Origin of the sequence: Agarivorans sp. QJM3NY_25 (genome assembly GCF_050870875.2) — a bacterium.
Classification (GTDB): domain Bacteria; phylum Pseudomonadota; class Gammaproteobacteria; order Enterobacterales; family Celerinatantimonadaceae; genus Agarivorans.
The window spans coordinates 3,057,063-3,074,141 of sequence record NZ_CP194041.2; the positions used below are offsets into that span (position 1 = coordinate 3,057,063).

Consider the following 17,079-nt stretch of genomic DNA (forward strand, 5'->3'; position numbering starts at 1 on the left):
ATAACTCATTGTTAAGCTTCCATAACATTTCCCTCCAATTGGGGGGAACAACCATTCTTAATAGCATGAGTGGTGAAATCATCGAGGGCTCGATCACTGCGTTGATCGGGCCCAATGGTTCAGGCAAAAGTAGTTTATTGTCGGTATTAAGCGGTTTAGTCCGTCCCTTACAGGGCGAAGTTGTATTGCAAGGACAGGCGCTACAATCCATTCCTCGCGCCCAATTGGCGAAACAGCTGGCACTGCTGCCACAACGTAATCCGGTTCCGGCCAGCCTAAGCGTCTCTGATCTGGTCACCTTTGGTCGTCACCCACATCGGCCGTGGTACCAACGCTTAAATGCCAGTGACAAGCAGCTTATCGACTGGTCAATGCATGAAACCGGGATCGGTGACTACGCCCACCGCCAACTCACCGAATTATCGGGTGGTGAATTGCAACGCGCCTGGCTGGCCATGGTATTAGCCCAGGACACGCCAGTGGTGATGCTCGACGAACCCACCTCCTGGTTAGACATCTCCCATCAATTAGCCTTGCTTAAAATAGTGCAGCGACTCAATCGTCAATATAAAAAAACCATCGTTTGGGTATTACATGATCTCAACCAAGCGAGCCGTTATAGCGACCGAGCCATTCTCATCAACCAGGGCCGCATCGTTAGCCAAGGCCCGGTAGCTCAAGTGATCAATGCGACCTTGATCAGTCAAGTTTATCAAACGCCAGTACGGAGCCACCAAATCGGCCAGCAGCATGTCCTTTGGCCAGAGGAGCAGCTATGAGCCGCATATTCAAAGGCGCTTACCGAAGACAATTGAAGTGCTTACTGGTGCTCGGTGCATTACTTAGCAGCTCTAGCCAAGCGGCACCCGTGCAGCTGTGTTTAGCCAGCTGCATTCACTTAAACCACAGCGCCCAACGGGTGGTCGCCTTAAATTGGTCGGCCGCAGAGATGCTCTTAAGTTTAGGCGTCACACCAGTTGGCCTGACCCAAAATGCCGGCTACCGAAAGTGGCAAACCAACCACCCCGAGCTGCCTGAACAAGTGACCGAATTAGGGCGACGTCAAGAGCCAAATTTAGCAGCCATTGCACAACTAAAGCCCGATCTTATTATTGGTTACGAATTTCGCCATGCTCGCTTATTAAGCGCTTTGGAACAGATTGCTCCCACGCTCATCTATCAGCAATTTCCTCATCCACAGCAAGCAGATTTTAACTATTTCGAGCACTCGCAGCGAGTATTTCGCCACATCGCTCAAGCGCTTGGCAAAACCGAACAAGCCGTGCAACAACTCAAAGCGATGGATGAGCGTTTCATGCAGCTGAAACAACAACTCGCCACTGCCGGTTTAGCCAATTATTCAGTCAGCTATGCCAAATTTGTTGGCATGGGTTATGGCTTAAGAGTATTCACACGAGACAGCTTAGCTGGCGCGGTCGCGCTGCAACTAGGCTTACGCTATCAATGGCAAACTGGCTTACCGGGAAAAGACTTTACTCACTTGCAACTCGAGCAATTACCTCAGCTCAAGCATAGCCATTTAATTTTGGCGGGAAATCAGGCCGATGGCGAGCGAATGACCCTTTCCCCTGTTTGGTCCAAGCTACCCTTTGTGCAAGCACAACGCTTTTCCAAGGTGACTCCTTTATGGAGCTTTGGCGGCCCAGAATCAGCTATCAGAATGGCAGAGGCTTTCACTCAATCACTGTTAGATTGGCAGGAGCAACAACATGGTTAAGCCACTACTATCAGTATCTTCACTGATGCTACTGAGCATCGCCGTCTATTTTCTAAGTCGCCCGAATATTGCCCCGGCTGATTTGGCTCAAGCCATGCTTGACTATGTGTGGTTGCCCACCGCTGCCATGGCCTTGCTCACCGGCGCGCTATTTGCCAGTTCTGGCTTATTCATTCAAACCACCTTAGATAACGATTTTGCTTCACCCTCAACCTTGGGTATTTCCGCCGGTGCCTTATTAGGTGCAGTGTTGGTGCGGGTACTGCTCCCCGAAGCCGGACTCAGCCTGTTATGGGGCGGCGCATTGCTCGGCGCAGCCTTATTATCCCTATTAGTCTTGACGGTCAGCCAGCTAATTGGTGGCGGTAAGCTGCCTGTGGTACTGATTGGTATGGCGCTGGGCCTAGGTGCTGGCGCGGTCTCTTCATTACTATTGTTGTATTTTGAAAACCAAACCGACGGCCTGTTCCTATGGGGCAGCGGTCAGGTCTTGCAAACCAATACCGAACTACTCAAACAAACGGCATTGCCTATCAGCCTTGCTTTATTGATAGGTCTGCTAGCCTTACCACGACTGGCCTTATTTCTATTAGGCGATACCCACGCCAGCACCTTAGGCTTAGCGGTGAAACGCTGGCGTTGGGCGATTTTATTGCTGGCGATCAGTCAGGCTGCCCTTGCCACCGCACTGGTGGGTATGGTTGGTTTTGTCGGTTTAATGGCACCCCACCTCGCCCGCTTAGTATTACGCGCCAGTCATACGCGCCAAGCGATGCTACTACAATGGCTGCTCACCATGATACTCGGAGCAGTATTAGTGCTGGCCGCCGAGTGGTGTTCACGTAGCCTGTTATTCTTAGGCTATCGTCTACCTACGGGGGCATTTACTGCGCTGCTCGGAGCCCCCTACTTTATTTACTTATTATTCCAAAAATCTGGCAGGGCCTTAGCGGCTACGGAAACCCAAACCATCGCCTTAAAACCACTAATCCATGCCCGCGCCCAATGGGTACTCGGTGGCTTAATACTGCTACTCTTGGCCACTTTAACGCTTTGCCTAAAAATGCCGGGAGAACTTGGCGCAAGCTGGGTAAACCAGCGGGTATTACTAGCAGGGCTAGGCGGTTTTGGCCTCGCCTGCGCCGGAACCTTACTGCAAACCCTATTTAAAAACCCGATGGCGAGTCCCGATATATCCGGCGTGAGCGCTTTTGCTGTCTTATTAATTGCCTGCGTATTAGTGATTTATCCCGGCGCCGGACAATTCAGCCTTACCATCGCAGCTTTAGTTGGTGCGGGTCTGGTGATTGGCTTGTTATCTTGGGGATTAAAGCAGCAGTTAAGTGTCTCGCAACTGGCCTTGTTTGGCATTGTAATCTCCGCCTTTGCCGGCACAGCCACCCATATTCTACTCACCTTTGGCAGCTCGACCGCTTCTGTCACCATGATGTGGTTAGCGGGCACCACCTATGGTGCATCGACTGATCGGATCTTACCCTTAGCGGTGGTTCTCCTACTCAGCCTCGGCAGTATTGTGCCATTCCTGCGCAGTTTAGATATTTTGCCGCTGGGCGAAATTATTCCCCGAGCCGTCGGGATCCCTTTGCAACATCAGCGACGCATCTTACTGATTGTATCGGCGCTACTCACTGCCATTTGTGTTTCCAGCATTGGCGCAATTAGCTTTGTTGGCTTACTGGCGCCGCATTGCGCCCGCCTTCTAGGATTATACCGTCATGTTCAGTTGCTCCCGGCCGCGGGCCTAACCGGAGCTATTTTACTAATTTGGGCCGATGGCTTAGGCCGCAGCCTATTGTCACCGAACGAAATTCCCGCTGGCTTAATGGTGTCCGTCATCGGCAGCCTGTACTTCTTATTATTGCTATTTATTGGATATCGAAAAAATAATGACCGAGCTACTCAATAGTCTGAATCGTCGGGTGTCTTATCATGTACATGAAATGGGCTTTCCCGCGCCCAATCCAAGCCAACTGCAACAAATCTTGCAGGCAGCCATGAGCACCCCCGATCACGGCAACTTGAACCCGTGGCACTTTTTAGTGATCGAACACCAACAGATCGGGGAATTAATCGAGCACTTACAGCAAGCTTGGCAGGATTCTGAACAAGACTTAGATCCGCAACGCGCCAAACGCCTCGCCAACTACTTAAAGCAGGCACCAAGCATGATATTGGTGTCGGCGGCACTCCAACCGCATAGCAAGATCTCCGAGCAGGATCAGATCTTGTCTGCCGCAGCCGCCTGCCAAATGATTCTGCTGGCAGCCGATGGGCTGGGTTTTGGTGGCGTATGGTACAGCACCGATGCGGTCTCACTCCCCAAAGTGAGACCGCTACTGGGCTTGCAACCACAGCATCACCCGGTAGGCTTTTTGATCTTAGGCACGCCGCTCAATCCTCGACAAAAAAAACGCAAAGATGCTCGAACTTACACCTTTCAATGGCAAGGGGCTGGCCAGCTCAGCCCTTGGCTAAATCACTCGTCCAGCAAACAGGAGGCAAATAAGTGAACACTCATCCGCTAGGCCAACAAGCTTTCTTCAATAGCCTACTTGTTGAAACCACTAACAAACACTTGGAGGGTAATTCGGTATTCCTGCCGCTTTGTCCAAGCCAGACCCTAGAGTTGAAGCTTAGCTATTGCTCCCCTGCGTGGCGTCATCGTTATACGGGCAAAATCATCTTACATCAGGCAGAGCAGCAGCAAATCATTGACTTTTCTCAAGCCCTAGATTTAGTGCTCGAGCAGCTCTATCCCGAGATTGACGAGCAGCGAAAACAAAACTTTCGGCAACGCATATGCGGATCGCAGCAATCAATTATAGAAGCGGAAGCAGCCCTCGCCGCCCGCTCAGAGGATTCGACCGAGCAATTTATTCATGCCGAGCAAAGTCTCACTGCTGGTCATAGCATGCATCCAGCGGCGAAAAGTTGTGAGCCTTTAAACGCCCAGCAACAACGCCAATATCTGCCAGAACATGCAGGCCAATTTGCCATAGAATGGTTTGCAGTCCATCAACAGCACTTGGTTGGCCAATGTTCACTCGGCCAACCAGAGCAAGACAGTACAGGTACAGCGCAAACCGAATTACAGCGTGTTCAGCAACAACTATTGGCCTTTTTTCAGGCCAGTTTTGCGCAGCAACCTGAGCTTGTGGCGCAAGCACAATTGGGCCAAGAGTGGTGGCCGCTGCCGATGCACCCCTTGCAGGCGCAGGCCTGGCGCAATAGCGATTCAGCCACACAACTGTCAGCGGTGGTGAAAGATCTGCAACTGAATTCGACAGGCTGGACCGCCACCTCATCAACACGTGCCATCTATCACCCTCAGCTCCCATGGATGCTCAAGGTCTCATTACCAGTCAAACTAACCAATTCATTGCGCCTACTATCCAGTACCGAGGCCGAGCGCGGCATTCAATTTAGTCGGCTGTTGCAAACTCGCAGCGGTCAAGAGTTGCAACAACGCTTAGCAACCACCTGTTTTATGGAAGAACCCCTGTGGGCTGCGATCGCCGATCAGCATGGCAATGTGCTCGACTTAAGTCTGAGCTGCTTACGGCAAAACCCTTTCTATCAAGCAAGCGATGAAGCGCAAACGCTCGACCCAGCTAATTACTATCTATTAGCCAGTGCCAATCAGACCAGCCTAGCGCAACCTTCGGCACAGACCTGTCGATGGATCCGAGGCTATGCTGAACAACAAAACTTAAGCCAGCAGAATGCGGCTCTAGTCTGGTTTTCGGCCTTCATGGACCAGGTGATTGCCCCGCTGTGTATTGCCCGCAGCGATTACGGAATCGTGTTGTTGGCGCATCAACAAAACATTGTTTTGCAAATTGAGAATAACCTGCCAGCAGGAATGGCCTACCGCGATTGCCAGGGCATCGGCCTAACCGATCTTGCCCTAAAACGCTTTAAAGAAGAGCTTAACCAGCAGTCGCCCGCCTATTTTATGCCAGCGCAACAGCTTAATCCCTTCCATGCTTATTACTTGATTGGCAACACCCTCCTCAACACCATTGCGGCAATTGGCGCCGAGGGCTTGATAAGCGAGCAACAATTATGGTCTCTCTGCTGCGATAAACTCTCGGCGCTACGCGCAGCTCGGCCAAAAGATAGCTCCTTCTATGACTATGTATTGGACTCACCCACGCTGCATTGGAAGCGTAATTTTTATTGCTTCTTGGCCGATCATAACGAAGCCACGCTCAGTGATCCCAGTCGAATCTATTGCGACATTGCCAATCCCTTACAGCTGAGCGCAGCACAACCACAAAGCCATAAAACCTTAGCAGGTGGCCGCCAGCTGTGTTTTACAGACGAGCAAACGAGTGCTGGTCGTCTTGAATTCAGCGTACGAGAATACGGCCAAACCATTGCTCAGGGCAAAGCACGGTTACACCAACGCCAATGCCATCTAGATTTAAGGCTGGTTAGCGATGCACCACACAGTGATGATTTAGTTTGGTGGAGCGCCGCCGAGCATGCTTTTTACCAGCTCAAAGCAAGCCACTTACAAGCAGACTATTTCCCCGAGGCTGCCAGCGCTCATTTAGAAGCCTCCAGCCAAGGCGAAACAGGGCCCTGCTTGAGCCTGCATCAATTTTTACAAATTGCCCCGCTATGGCGAGAGCCACAAGCCGAGTTGCCACCCACTCAACACTTAAAGGCTGCCAATGGCATTGAGCACCCACAGCGTCCCAACAAACCCACTGGCCAAGTATTCACCCGTTACTACTATCATTTGAAGCGACAACTAAGCTTTCGAGTGATCGATCAACAGCGCGACTTGAATGGCTTTCATCACTGGCACAACCACCCCATGATCGCCCCCGTTTGGGAATTAGCTGGCAGCCTTGAACAACATGCAAGCTATCTAGAACAGATGCGCTCAGATCCTCACCAATACGCGGTAATTGGCGAATTTGATGGCGTGCCCTTTGGTTACTTCGAGGTTTACTGGACCCCTGAAGACCGTTTAGGTCCCCATTATGCCTATCAGAATTATGACCGAGGAGTACACATTTTGGTGGGCAATTTCGATTTTCGCGGCGGTGTTTATTTTGATACCTGGGGCTGCGCAATTATTCAATATTGTTTTCTTGATGATCCGCGAACCCAGCGGGTGATGGGCGAACCACGCGCAGATAACCATCGCGTGGTTAAAATCACCGAGCGCTTAGGCTTAGAAAAGCAATTTGAGTTTGATTTTCCACACAAACGAGCCGCATTACTACAGTGCGAGCGAGAACGTTTCTTTAATCAGTTTGTAATCTAGAGGTTTCGCATGATGAATACACCAGCATATGATTTACTGGGCATTGGCATTGGCCCGTTCAACCTCAGCATTGCAGCGCTTGCCAGCAGCAAAGCGCAGCTCTCAACTTTATTTTTAGAAAAACAAGCCCGCTTTGCCTGGCATCCCGGCATGCTGCTAAGTGATGCAAAAATGCAAACCTCTTATTTGAAAGATTTAGTGACTAGTGTCGATCCCACCAATCCCTATAGCTTTCTTAACTATTTGGTGAGCCAACAAAAGCTCTACCCCTTCATTGCCTCGGGTCAGTCGGTTATTTCTCGTTTAGAGTTTTCCGACTATCTGTCATGGGCGGCGCAGGCACTGCCCAATACCCAATTTGATCATGAAGTTCAGTCGGTGAGCTTTGAGCAAGGTCGGTTTACCCTGGAAACCAAACAACAGCGCTTGCATAGTCGCCATTTGGTGATCGGCACTGGCACTCGCCCCAAGATGCCCGATTTCTGCCAAGCCTTAGTCAACGATACTTGTTTTCATGCCAGTGAATTGGGCCTTCGTAAACCCAACTTAAGCGACAAACGAGTGGCGATTATTGGTGGCGGACAAAGCGGCGCCGATATATTTCAACATGTTTTTGATGGTGAGTTTGGCAAAGTCAGTCAATTAACCTGGGTATCGCGCAGACCAAACATCGAAGTTCTCGATGAAAGCTGCTTTACCGACCAATATTTTATGCCCGACTACGTTAATGGTTTCTACTCACTGCAACAAGACATCAAGAATAGCGAGGTAGCACGCCAAAAATTCACCAGCGATGGCATCACTAACGATTGCCTCTTGAGCATTTACCAGCGCCTTTATCATGACCGCTATGTACTTAGAAATCCGCCTTGGTGGTCGATTCAGCCAAATCGCAGCTTAACTTCACTCAGCGATCACAACACTGGCTATCAACTGCAGCTCAAGCATGGCCTGAATCAGAATACGACCCAACTGGACGCCGACGTGGTGATCCTCTGCACTGGCTACCAACGCGCCCTTCCTCCCTGCATCGCAGAGCTCAGCAAGTTATTTGAGCGCGATACGGCTGGTCAAATTCAGCTAAACGCCGATTTTGATGTGAACTGGCAGGGCCCCAGTAAAAACCGCATTTATATGGTGAATGCCGGACTGCATAGCCACGGGATCGCCGAACCACAACTAAGCTTAGCCAGTTGGCGAGCGGCCAAAATTCTCAACCATGCCAGCGAGCAAAGCTTATATAAGATCGAAGAAAAGCACAGTATGATCGACTGGGGCCTCAGCCCTTCAAGTCTAGCCAGCCGTCATCAAAGCGCCACGCTGTCGGCGATTAACGCTTAATCGAATCATAAAGCAATCGCTCAAGTCATTGAGCGATTGCACTTAAACGCGACGAACCCATGATAGCGATTTGACAGCCAAGGCATCAATTGGTGCCTTGGCTGCTAAACTGAACATTTTACCGTTATAGCGTATAGCCATGGACAAATGAGCCCTTAATCAGTAATTATTCTAGGCGTCATTTTCGCATTTATAAGGATGTCGCTCAGTCTCAGGCCTGCTCATCACCAATAAACTGGCTTACAACCGACTTGTCGTTAGGGGCTGCGCCCAACACCATATCCCCATGGGTTGGATAATGCGTACTTTTGTGCTCTCCCTTAATTCACTGCGGCTATATTGAGCGAGTAACTCCCGCAGTTCAAAACTAATATTGATCATTACTTTATCGCCAGCTCGCAGGTCTATCGCGGGAACTTTCGCTAAAGATTTCCCCATTCCCAATATCGGCAGCCATATCCGCTCCTAAGGCAAAGATTGCGCCCTTAACCGAATTTGTAGCAATAGATGTTTGGTACTACCAATAGTCGCGGCTGCTTTTAGAGGAGTGTAAGGCTTGTGTACTACCTGTAGGATATAAATATTGATTGCGTACCATTGGGAATCACGGGCTATGGGCTTGGTTTTTCCGCCCGTATTTATAAATAGGAATGCACCACCCCTAGTAAAGCTGAGCAAGGCTTTGAACTTTGTAACAAAAGCCCAAACTTTGCCAAGCCTAGCGGGTGATTGTTGATTGAAAGAAACTAAACAAGTGATTCACTGAAAATGCTCATCTTCATTTTATCAGCTCGCTGATTATTCTAAATGCGCCATCTTGTTATCAGTCGATACTTATCGCGAAACCATCTATGAGAAGTCAAGAGACAAACCAACACCAACATCTACCACATGGCTTGATTTAGACAAATTTATTTTATACTCCAAGCTTGTGCAATGACATGGGTGAATCGTTTCTATATTCTGCTCACTGAAGTATTTTAATGTGCCTACCGCTTGAAGTTCACTTGGATTCATAAGATGAAAACCGCCAATGACATCGATCACTCGCTCATCACCGCAAACCTTTTTTGCGTATTCGATAATATTACAAATCCCGGAATGAGAACATCCAGTAACAATCACTAAACCCTGTGATGATTTATAGACGAGTGCGGAGTCATCCTTCACATAATCATCGACCATTGAGTCTAAGTGCTCACACCGACCAATTGGTTCAATCTTTTCAAAATTATTCGCTCTTTCTATCTCACCTAAAAATACAATGTGCTCAGTAATCCATAATGGTTCAGTGACTAAACGTGTATTGAAATACCGAGCTAATCGCTTACGATCTAAACTTGAACCGATGTCATCACCTTCATATTCTTTATATGAGAAAGCATCTGGATGAGCGATAAGTGTTGGATGGGGATAGTTAAAATGTTCAGCTTTTGCTTCGGAGTAATATTTCACAAGAGGAACTAAACCACCGGTATGATCATTATGCCCGTGAGAAATAACCACATAATCAATATCCATAAGAGATTCATTCATTTTTTGAGCGTTTTTTATCAAAATATCTGAATATCCCACATCAAATAATATCTTGGTATCACCCTCGCGAATTAAATATGAAACAGCGGGCTCAGCCAAAAAATAACGATCAATGATGGTGTTGTTATCGACTAAAACTTTCAATTCCATAATTTAATTCTCAGCGACTATTTTGAGCTTGGAGTGTATCAACAAGATACACCTGAATATAAACAATATCGAACTTAACCTATCCTTCATTCGCTTTAATTTCACTTAAGTAATCATCAACATAAGTTGTTTGGCAAAGAAACAAAAATAAAGTAGTGTCTAGAGTATCAGCTAGTGATACTGACAGCGCAAAAAGATGACGAGGCACCATCAGTCATTCTAAAGAGAAACCATCGTCGCCATCGAAACTCAATCATCGAATTCAAAGTTAAGGATAAAGATGAAAAATTTACTCATATCATTCCAACTCATTTCTGTTTTTCTACTACTCGGCTGTGGTCAAGGAGATTCAGGCGACAGCAATCCAGTTGCTACGGCAGAACAAGCGCTACAAAACCACGTATGGCGTCTGTACTCTGAGCAAAAAGGAAATAAGCTGACCCTCTATCCCATTGAAAAAATACAAGATAAAGACAACGATGGAAGCGACGAGCTATTTTCCAGAGACTACTACTATCTTTTCCTAGACGGATGGGTATACCAAGCGACAGAGCTACATGTAATTCAAGACGACGGTTTCGATCAAGATTATATGGCTTCCATCGAAGGTAAACTCTATGCCTTGGGCGGTTCCTACTATGAGATAAACGAAAGCAAACTGACATCTTACGAACAAGATTGGAACTATAGCTTAGAGACAGATGGGTTTACCCTCACATTGGGAGACACCCAACAACGCTTTGTGTTAGATAAAAATCATACCACCCAAGCGATTATCGAAGCGCCGTCGCAATAAATTGCGATGAGACAAACATCGTCAACAATAAGTAAGTTGTTGCACAATATTTAGTTTTAAAAAACAATCTAAACTGGAGTTCAAAATTGATGATCACTTGCTATCTGAACTATGTAATTGACCCGAAAAAAGCAAAGGAATTCGAAAAATATGCAAAGATGTGGATCCCTTTGGTCGAAAGGTTTGGTGGTCAACACCATGGCTATTTCCTACCGTCGGAAGGCGCTAACAATATTGCCTTAGCCCTATTCAGCTTTCCCAGTCTAGCCATATATGAAGACTATCGGACTAAATCCTTGGCCGATCCAGAGTGTATTGCAGCCTTTCGATTTGCTGAAGAGACGGACTGTATTGTGAGTTACCAACGCAGTTTTTTCCGCCCTGTATTTAAATAAGCATCCCTATGAAACTTAGGCTTAACCGTCAACTTTATTCAATCGGAACAGCAAATTTGAAACTCTTTTTCCCAAATATTTCGCGGTTGCGAGATCAACGGGATTGACCTGATCGTGACGACTTTGCGCCACAAGCCCAAGCTGACAACCGAGTCGATTTAAGCCATCATTTCGATAACCATCAGCGGTATCTAAACCAAGCCAATACATCCCATGTTGGCTCGCCAGAATCGTTAAATATTGCAAGGTACTCGACTGATCACCATTTAAAGCGCTGCCACAAGTGAAGCCAGCTGCCAGCTTATTCGCCCACTGTTGCTCAGACCAATACTCACTGCTCGCATCGGCAAATGCTTTAAATTGTGCCGAGACCCCGCCCATATAAGTTGGCGTTCCCATAATCAATGCATCACAACTCAGAATCGATTCAAATAATGGTTTATTCTGAAACCTGCCCGCTATGATTTCTTTCCCCGTAATACAATGCTCAAGCACCTCGATACAAGCTTGTGTTTTCAGTCCCTCAATAATCGCTTGCGCTAATTGTCGCGTGATATCGGTTTTGCTGTAATAAACAACGGCTACTTTCATCTTTTTTACTCCTGAACAGTCAATATTCAGCAGCATAAAACCTCAAGTCAACTTAAGGTCAAGAGTTTTTGGAGCGAGTTAAGAATTTAAAGCGCTATAGATACATAGTACGAAGGCAGATACATTTTGAACGAGCGGTCGTCCCTGTTTCCCGATGTTGCCAAACAAACCAGCCAGTTAAGATCGTGAGCCCCGCTCTGCTTCGCTGTCCATAGAGCCATCTCATACAAATTTAAATGCTAGAGATTTTTAGCTTGGACTCACTTTTATATTCACCCTAATCTTGTTAGGCTGAAGCCATGCTTTACCAATATTTAACAAAGAATTAAGTATCAATATATTCGAGGACTAGATGCCAATCATTGAAAAATATAGCGCCCAACGGGCGCAACAAGTGAGTGGCTTAAGTGTAAAACCTGAACAAGCCATATTTGCCATTGACAATGTCTCTGGGTTAATCGCAAAACTTGCAGCGCATGAACACCCGCACCTCGTCATCGTTGAAGATCAAGTGGTCGGATTTTTCATCCTGGATTTAGCGTATAGCGCAAGTTATGACTTTTGTCCGCCAGACTCATTAGGGATCCGCTCATTACTCATAGACCAGCACTCTCAGGGCAAAGGCATTGCAAAAAAAGTACTCTTACAACTCCCCAATTATATCGAGAAAGTTTACCCATTTTTTAGAGCGCTATATTTAACCGTGAACTGCCGAAATAAAGCAGCCTATCAATGTTACGCACAATGTGGTTTTCAAGACACCGGAGATTTGTATCGAGGAGGGCCTGCTGGGCCGCAGCACATCATGAACTATAAAATGCTGGTGTAACACAGAAACGAGTTAAGCGTTGATGGTGTAACGTGGCGAGCAACGCCACCACCCTACCAAACCATTGTGACATAAACACTAAACCCAAAATAAGCCGGAAAATACCAAGCGTTGCAAATCGGTCTTAAACGCTTGTATGCGTGCGCTTACTCCGATAATTTCAACCATTCAGATTCCGAAGGCATTGTGGCAAACTTTTCGACGTTGTCGCAGATAAATGCCTCATCCCAGTTTGCTCGCGAATTAACGTAAACATGAGCCTTGATTGTCGTTGCTAAATCTTCAGACATCAAACCAACTGGTACCCAATATGTGTCTTTGCTAGAGCTTATGTTTGGTACAGGGCTTCCACAACATTGGCAAAACTCCGATTTAAAACCTGAACTTGAAACATAACGACTAATAGAATTTGTCCCCGAAAGCCATTTAAAACTATCAGCTCTGACGATTAAAGCTGAATTCGATGACGCCCCAGATACTTTGCGACAAAGCGAACAATGACACTGATAAATCGGAGGTAAGATACCAGATAATTCAAACGACACCTCGCCACACAAACAGTTACCTTTCAAACTCGATCTCCTTAATCGAAAAGTACGCATAGACATAATGACCCCCACGAGGTGCTAGCCTCCATTGTCGTGGGTTAGCGCGAAGCCAGAGCCAGAGCCATACTTTGTGTGTTAACAACTAAAGCTGAAGGCTAGCATGAATAACGATAACATAATTTTTATTGGCTTAGATACGCATAAGTCCTTTATACAAGTGGCTGTATTACAAGAACATCGAGCATAGACTGAAGCCAGGTGCCACGACGAAATAAGTAAGGTTGGCTCTACTCATCAAATAGTGAGTAATCCACGCATATCAGCATGAGAACCAACGAAGTTACTTGCTTCATCTATGCGGTAACACTATACCCAAAACAAGTAGTAGGCTCTCAAATGTAAGAGTCGAAATTTCTGCGCTTTATATTGACTGTGGGGGTCATATCAACGCCTCAATAAAGGGCTCGCGTTAGCGCGTCCAGCCGAAGGCGAACTTTGATTGACTTGTTATAGCTATACACCGTCAAATTGCCCCCATGCTAGCCACTTGGTAACGGCCTTGTTTTGATCATAAATGACTTTGATACCACCGCAAGACTGCATAAATGGGAACCCCCAATATGGCTTACATGACTGGTGATCTCTCACTATTTTATTTTGGTATGTGCTTTCACGAAACTCGACGCCAATGCACTTTTCAACAGCGCTCATACTTTTACCGATGGATACACATTTGCTACCGAGACTATTGTAACGACTCTCCAATTGTTCAGGGCTTACACAAGATGCAAGCAAAACAGTAATAGCGATAATCGCAAGTGCTGGCTTAATCATTCTTGGGCCTATAACGCCCGCGTAATAGGCGCAAGCTTGCGAGCGTCCTAATTGACGCGTTTGTTACGTGTTTACAGGGTGGGATATGCAAGTTTTTCATTATGATCATGAGCATCATCTTCCCAAACCAAGCGGATAACATGCTTGCTTTTAGTTCCCATGTAAACAGCCGCAATTAGCTCTACCGACTGGAATTTCTCAAGGCTTTCAAGAGGGAACTTTTCTTCGATATCTGAGCCTATGAGAACGTCATTTTCTTCTGGAAATTCGAGTCGAACATTTCTTGCAGTTGCACTTCCTTTGTTCCATATTTTAAGCCTATACTTACTGCTTCCAAGCTTAACAAAGAAAGCACCTAAATCTGCTTTTTTGTCACTTAGAGCTTCGCCTTCCTCTTTTTCAAGCAATAGATTATTAAGCTTTTCTTGGCTCTCAATTAGTGACTTTTGCTTTTCATTAAAGCTTGTAGTTCGCCATGTTGCATAAGCTGACATCGCAAGGGCGAAACCTGCGATAATATCGCCAGCATCAATTGTTATGGGCATTACTTAATCCTGATGTTTTTGCTGCCTTTGAATGCTTTCTTTAGAGATGCCTTCAACTCTTTTGCTAAGTCATCGGTCACTTGCTTACCTACTTCAGAAATATGCTCTTGAATATTCTCGCTGTTCTCTTGAAACAACTCATCCTTGGTTATTTCGCGGCCACAAGATGCGCACTTTGCAACTTCGATGGTTTCATCAACGCCGTGCTCATACTCATATGATGTGCATCCACAGGTAGGACATTGCAATCCAATACTTCTATTGTACTTTTCATCTTTCATAGAGTTACTCCATTCTCATACGACACGTAACGCCCGCTTAAGCGGACTAAAACTGCTGGCTAAACTTGTTGAGGAACGAAAACAAAGCCAGCTGTTTTTGTTCCGATTTGAAGCGCTTGTGTACGCCCAGCATGGTCATGAACTAATGAGGTGAAAGTCCTCTGTAGGAAGGTCACCGTTTAATAATATTCTGATTATTAAACGCTAACTACTAGCGAATGGCAAGGCGAAATCAGCGTAATTAGATTCAATAAAAAAACACGGTGTCATGTTAATGACTCCGTGTTTTTTTATGGCATGTTTTTTTATTTTTAAGCCGCGCGACTACTGTCTGATAGAGTGGGGTTTACCAAGGCATTATGCCATTTGATGATCCTTCTGACTCTGAGAGGAAGCAGCCCGTTGGACCGTTTTCAGGAAGCGTTGCGGCATAGGTTATAAATTTCGCGGCCTCAGCTGGGTCATGTATACCATGAAAACCATTAAAGGCCGTTTTGACAAAGCCTGGATCAACAACGTTAACCTTACACCTCGTTGATTTAAGTTTTGCTGCTAGTGCAACACAATAAGCATTAAGTGCTGTTTTAGATGGAAAGTAAGCTTCACTTTTGTAATGAGAAAACAACCAGTCTGGGTCGCTTTGATTCGTAAGTGATCCAAGCCCACTGCTAATATGGACGATACGTGGCGCATTAGACTGTTGTAACAAGGGAAGGAAAGCGCGTGTGACTCTTATCACGCCATAAACATTGGTTTCAAAGACGCGTTTAATTTCTTCAATAGAGACGCTTCCATCGGGGTTGAAGTTACCAAGAATACCTGCGTTATTGATGAGTGCATCTAGACTATTCGAGTGTTTTAGCACCTCTTTTACGGCTAAATCAATTGATGCCTGATCAGTAACGTCTAACAGTACACATGAGGCATTTTCAATCCCTTCTGCTTTTAGTATTTCAACGGCTAATGTTCCAGCATCTGGGTTACGGCATGCCAAGTAAACATAATATCCTTGATGAGCTAAATTCTTAGCTGTTGCCAAACCTATTCCCTGATTTGCGCCAGTGATTAAAACACTTTTCATTACGACACCTCTTGATACATTTGTGATAGAGGTAGTGTAGAAAAACGGGCTGACATGACACAGAGACAGATCATTGTACTAGCTAGACATATCTTTAAATTTCACTAAAAAGTCTGTAATCGATTGCCCTGTTTGCTTACGAAAAAAACGAGAAAGGTAGTTTTCATCGGCAAACCCTAGCCGCACAGCTAGCTCTTTTACTGATAGATTGGAGTAAATCAGTAGACGTTGAGCTTCTAAAACAATACGGCGATTAAGGTATTCTTTCGGTGATACTCCAGCCCATTCTTTTACCAGCTGATATAGGCTGGTATCACTAAGAGCAAGTGTCTTTGCTATTTCAGAAATGGTAAGTTGTTCTATGAACTTGTTTTCAATCAGGGTTTGGAAATGAAGGAATGATTGAACATGCCGTTTCTTGGGTTCATTTTCAACGTTAGAAAAATAAGCATGCTCTAATTCCTGTAATACCGAATTTAAATACGCCATTCTGATATTTAAGGGAGCTGATGTTAGGATAGCGGTGCGCAAGAGCATTAATGCATCGTTCATTCGCTGCCATGCCTGTGTTGACATAGCAACCTTTTGCTCATTCAGCGGATCCAACCAAAAGCGGCAAGGACTAGGTAATAGTCCATAGATTTCTTCATTGAAAATAACTTTGTAGTATTCTGCTTTGTTTTTACTACTTGGAGGAATGCGGATTTGCCTTGGTTTGATGAATAGAACTTGCCCAGCGGATACCGTGATATCTTTTAAATCCACGCAATAATGAACAAGGCTGTGATTGACGAACATCAGAAAATAGTTGGTGCTGGTATGGGGTTTTAAAAGTTTCTGAGTCATCTCTTCTGTCAATGGCGAGTCGAGATGAGACCACAGGCTAATGCCTGAACTTTCAAATGAAACGTGATCATATAAAGGTGTTGTCATCGTCACTCGAAATTGAAGATACCGTGTTTGAAAAGATGAAATGCTTTACATCCAGCTGGCATCATTCACTGACAGAAACTGGACACGTGACAGAAACTGGACACGCACGTTAAAAACTTAACCTCATCATACAAAATCCGCCCCCGAACAAAAGCGCATTTGTCTAAAATGCCCTCTTT

General features: G+C 46.0%; 16 protein-coding genes. 9 read left to right on the top strand and 7 right to left on the bottom strand.

Translation table 11 applies throughout. From position 1 onward, the window contains the following. Positions 1-8 precede the first annotated feature (8 nt). The 6 genes from ACRRSW_RS13945 to ACRRSW_RS13970 are packed head-to-tail and all read left to right on the top strand — an operon-like array spanning position 9 to position 8,381. Positions 9-779: an ABC transporter ATP-binding protein gene (locus ACRRSW_RS13945; RefSeq protein WP_432452612.1), complete on the top strand. Its 771-nt coding sequence runs from the start codon at positions 9-11 to the stop codon at positions 777-779. Further along, positions 776-1,738 (top strand): ABC transporter substrate-binding protein, encoded by a 963-nt coding sequence (locus ACRRSW_RS13950; RefSeq protein ID WP_432459634.1) that lies wholly within the window; start codon positions 776-778, stop codon positions 1,736-1,738. The genes ACRRSW_RS13945 and ACRRSW_RS13950 overlap by 4 nt, the downstream gene beginning before the upstream one ends. Continuing rightward, on the top strand, positions 1,731-3,665 hold the full coding sequence (locus ACRRSW_RS13955) for an iron ABC transporter permease (RefSeq protein ID WP_432459635.1): 1,935 nt from the start codon (positions 1,731-1,733) through the stop codon (positions 3,663-3,665). Before ACRRSW_RS13950 ends, ACRRSW_RS13955 begins: the two co-directional genes overlap by 8 nt. Then, a complete protein-coding gene (locus tag ACRRSW_RS13960) occupies positions 3,646-4,269 on the top strand; it encodes a nitroreductase family protein (RefSeq protein WP_432452609.1) in 624 nt (207 codons plus the stop codon). Before ACRRSW_RS13955 ends, ACRRSW_RS13960 begins: the two co-directional genes overlap by 20 nt. Next, positions 4,266-7,040 carry a GNAT family N-acetyltransferase gene (locus ACRRSW_RS13965; protein WP_432459636.1) on the top strand — a complete coding sequence of 925 codons (2,775 nt, stop codon included), beginning with the start codon at positions 4,266-4,268 and terminating at the stop codon, positions 7,038-7,040. The genes ACRRSW_RS13960 and ACRRSW_RS13965 overlap by 4 nt, the downstream gene beginning before the upstream one ends. A 9-nt stretch (positions 7,041-7,049) precedes the next feature. Further along, positions 7,050-8,381, top strand: a complete 1,332-nt coding sequence (locus tag ACRRSW_RS13970) for a lysine N(6)-hydroxylase/L-ornithine N(5)-oxygenase family protein (RefSeq protein WP_432452607.1) — start codon at positions 7,050-7,052, stop codon at positions 8,379-8,381. Between the two features lie 849 nt (positions 8,382-9,230). On the opposite strand, the gene ACRRSW_RS13975 is transcribed toward ACRRSW_RS13970, so the two are convergent. Then, positions 9,231-10,067, bottom strand: coding sequence for an MBL fold metallo-hydrolase (locus ACRRSW_RS13975; protein ID WP_432459637.1), 837 nt, complete (start codon positions 10,065-10,067; stop codon positions 9,231-9,233). A gap of 280 nt (positions 10,068-10,347) precedes the next feature. Here ACRRSW_RS13975 and ACRRSW_RS13980 point away from each other — a divergent pair, with 280 nt between their 5' ends. Both ACRRSW_RS13980 and ACRRSW_RS13985 read left to right on the top strand, forming a co-directional pair. Further along, positions 10,348-10,863: a hypothetical protein gene (locus tag ACRRSW_RS13980; RefSeq protein ID WP_432459639.1), complete on the top strand. Its 516-nt coding sequence runs from the start codon at positions 10,348-10,350 to the stop codon at positions 10,861-10,863. 89 nt (positions 10,864-10,952) lie between these two features. After that, the gene (locus ACRRSW_RS13985; protein ID WP_432461120.1) at positions 10,953-11,258 is read left to right on the top strand and encodes an NIPSNAP family protein; all 306 of its coding nucleotides are present in this window, start codon (positions 10,953-10,955) and stop codon (positions 11,256-11,258) included. A 21-nt stretch (positions 11,259-11,279) separates the two neighbouring features. On the opposite strand, the gene ACRRSW_RS13990 is transcribed toward ACRRSW_RS13985, so the two are convergent. Continuing rightward, positions 11,280-11,849: a flavodoxin family protein gene (locus ACRRSW_RS13990; RefSeq protein ID WP_432452603.1), complete on the bottom strand. Its 570-nt coding sequence runs from the start codon at positions 11,847-11,849 to the stop codon at positions 11,280-11,282. Positions 11,850-12,201: 352 nt separating this feature from the next. On the opposite strand from ACRRSW_RS13990, the gene ACRRSW_RS13995 reads away from it, so the two are divergent. Further along, complete coding sequence (locus tag ACRRSW_RS13995) at positions 12,202-12,678, top strand: GNAT family N-acetyltransferase (RefSeq protein WP_432459640.1); 477 nt, start codon at positions 12,202-12,204, stop codon at positions 12,676-12,678. 146 nt (positions 12,679-12,824) lie between these two features. Here the strand turns inward: ACRRSW_RS13995 and ACRRSW_RS14000 are convergent, their stop codons facing one another. The 5 genes from ACRRSW_RS14000 to ACRRSW_RS14020 all read right to left on the bottom strand — a co-directional run bounded on the left by ACRRSW_RS14000 (position 12,825) and on the right by ACRRSW_RS14020 (position 16,900). Beyond that, a complete protein-coding gene (locus ACRRSW_RS14000; protein WP_432459641.1) occupies positions 12,825-13,286 on the bottom strand; it encodes a GFA family protein in 462 nt (153 codons plus the stop codon). A gap of 845 nt (positions 13,287-14,131) precedes the next feature. Next, on the bottom strand, positions 14,132-14,605 hold the full coding sequence (locus ACRRSW_RS14005; protein ID WP_432459642.1) for a hypothetical protein: 474 nt from the start codon (positions 14,603-14,605) through the stop codon (positions 14,132-14,134). Then, positions 14,605-14,886: an ECs_2282 family putative zinc-binding protein gene (locus ACRRSW_RS14010; protein WP_432452600.1), complete on the bottom strand. Its 282-nt coding sequence runs from the start codon at positions 14,884-14,886 to the stop codon at positions 14,605-14,607. Before ACRRSW_RS14010 ends, ACRRSW_RS14005 begins: the two co-directional genes overlap by 1 nt. 346 nt (positions 14,887-15,232) lie before the next feature. Beyond that, positions 15,233-15,967 (bottom strand): SDR family oxidoreductase, encoded by a 735-nt coding sequence (locus ACRRSW_RS14015; RefSeq protein ID WP_432452599.1) that lies wholly within the window; start codon positions 15,965-15,967, stop codon positions 15,233-15,235. Between the two features lie 78 nt (positions 15,968-16,045). After that, on the bottom strand, positions 16,046-16,900 hold the full coding sequence (locus ACRRSW_RS14020) for a helix-turn-helix domain-containing protein (RefSeq protein ID WP_432452598.1): 855 nt from the start codon (positions 16,898-16,900) through the stop codon (positions 16,046-16,048). Positions 16,901-17,079: the final 179 nt, after the last annotated feature.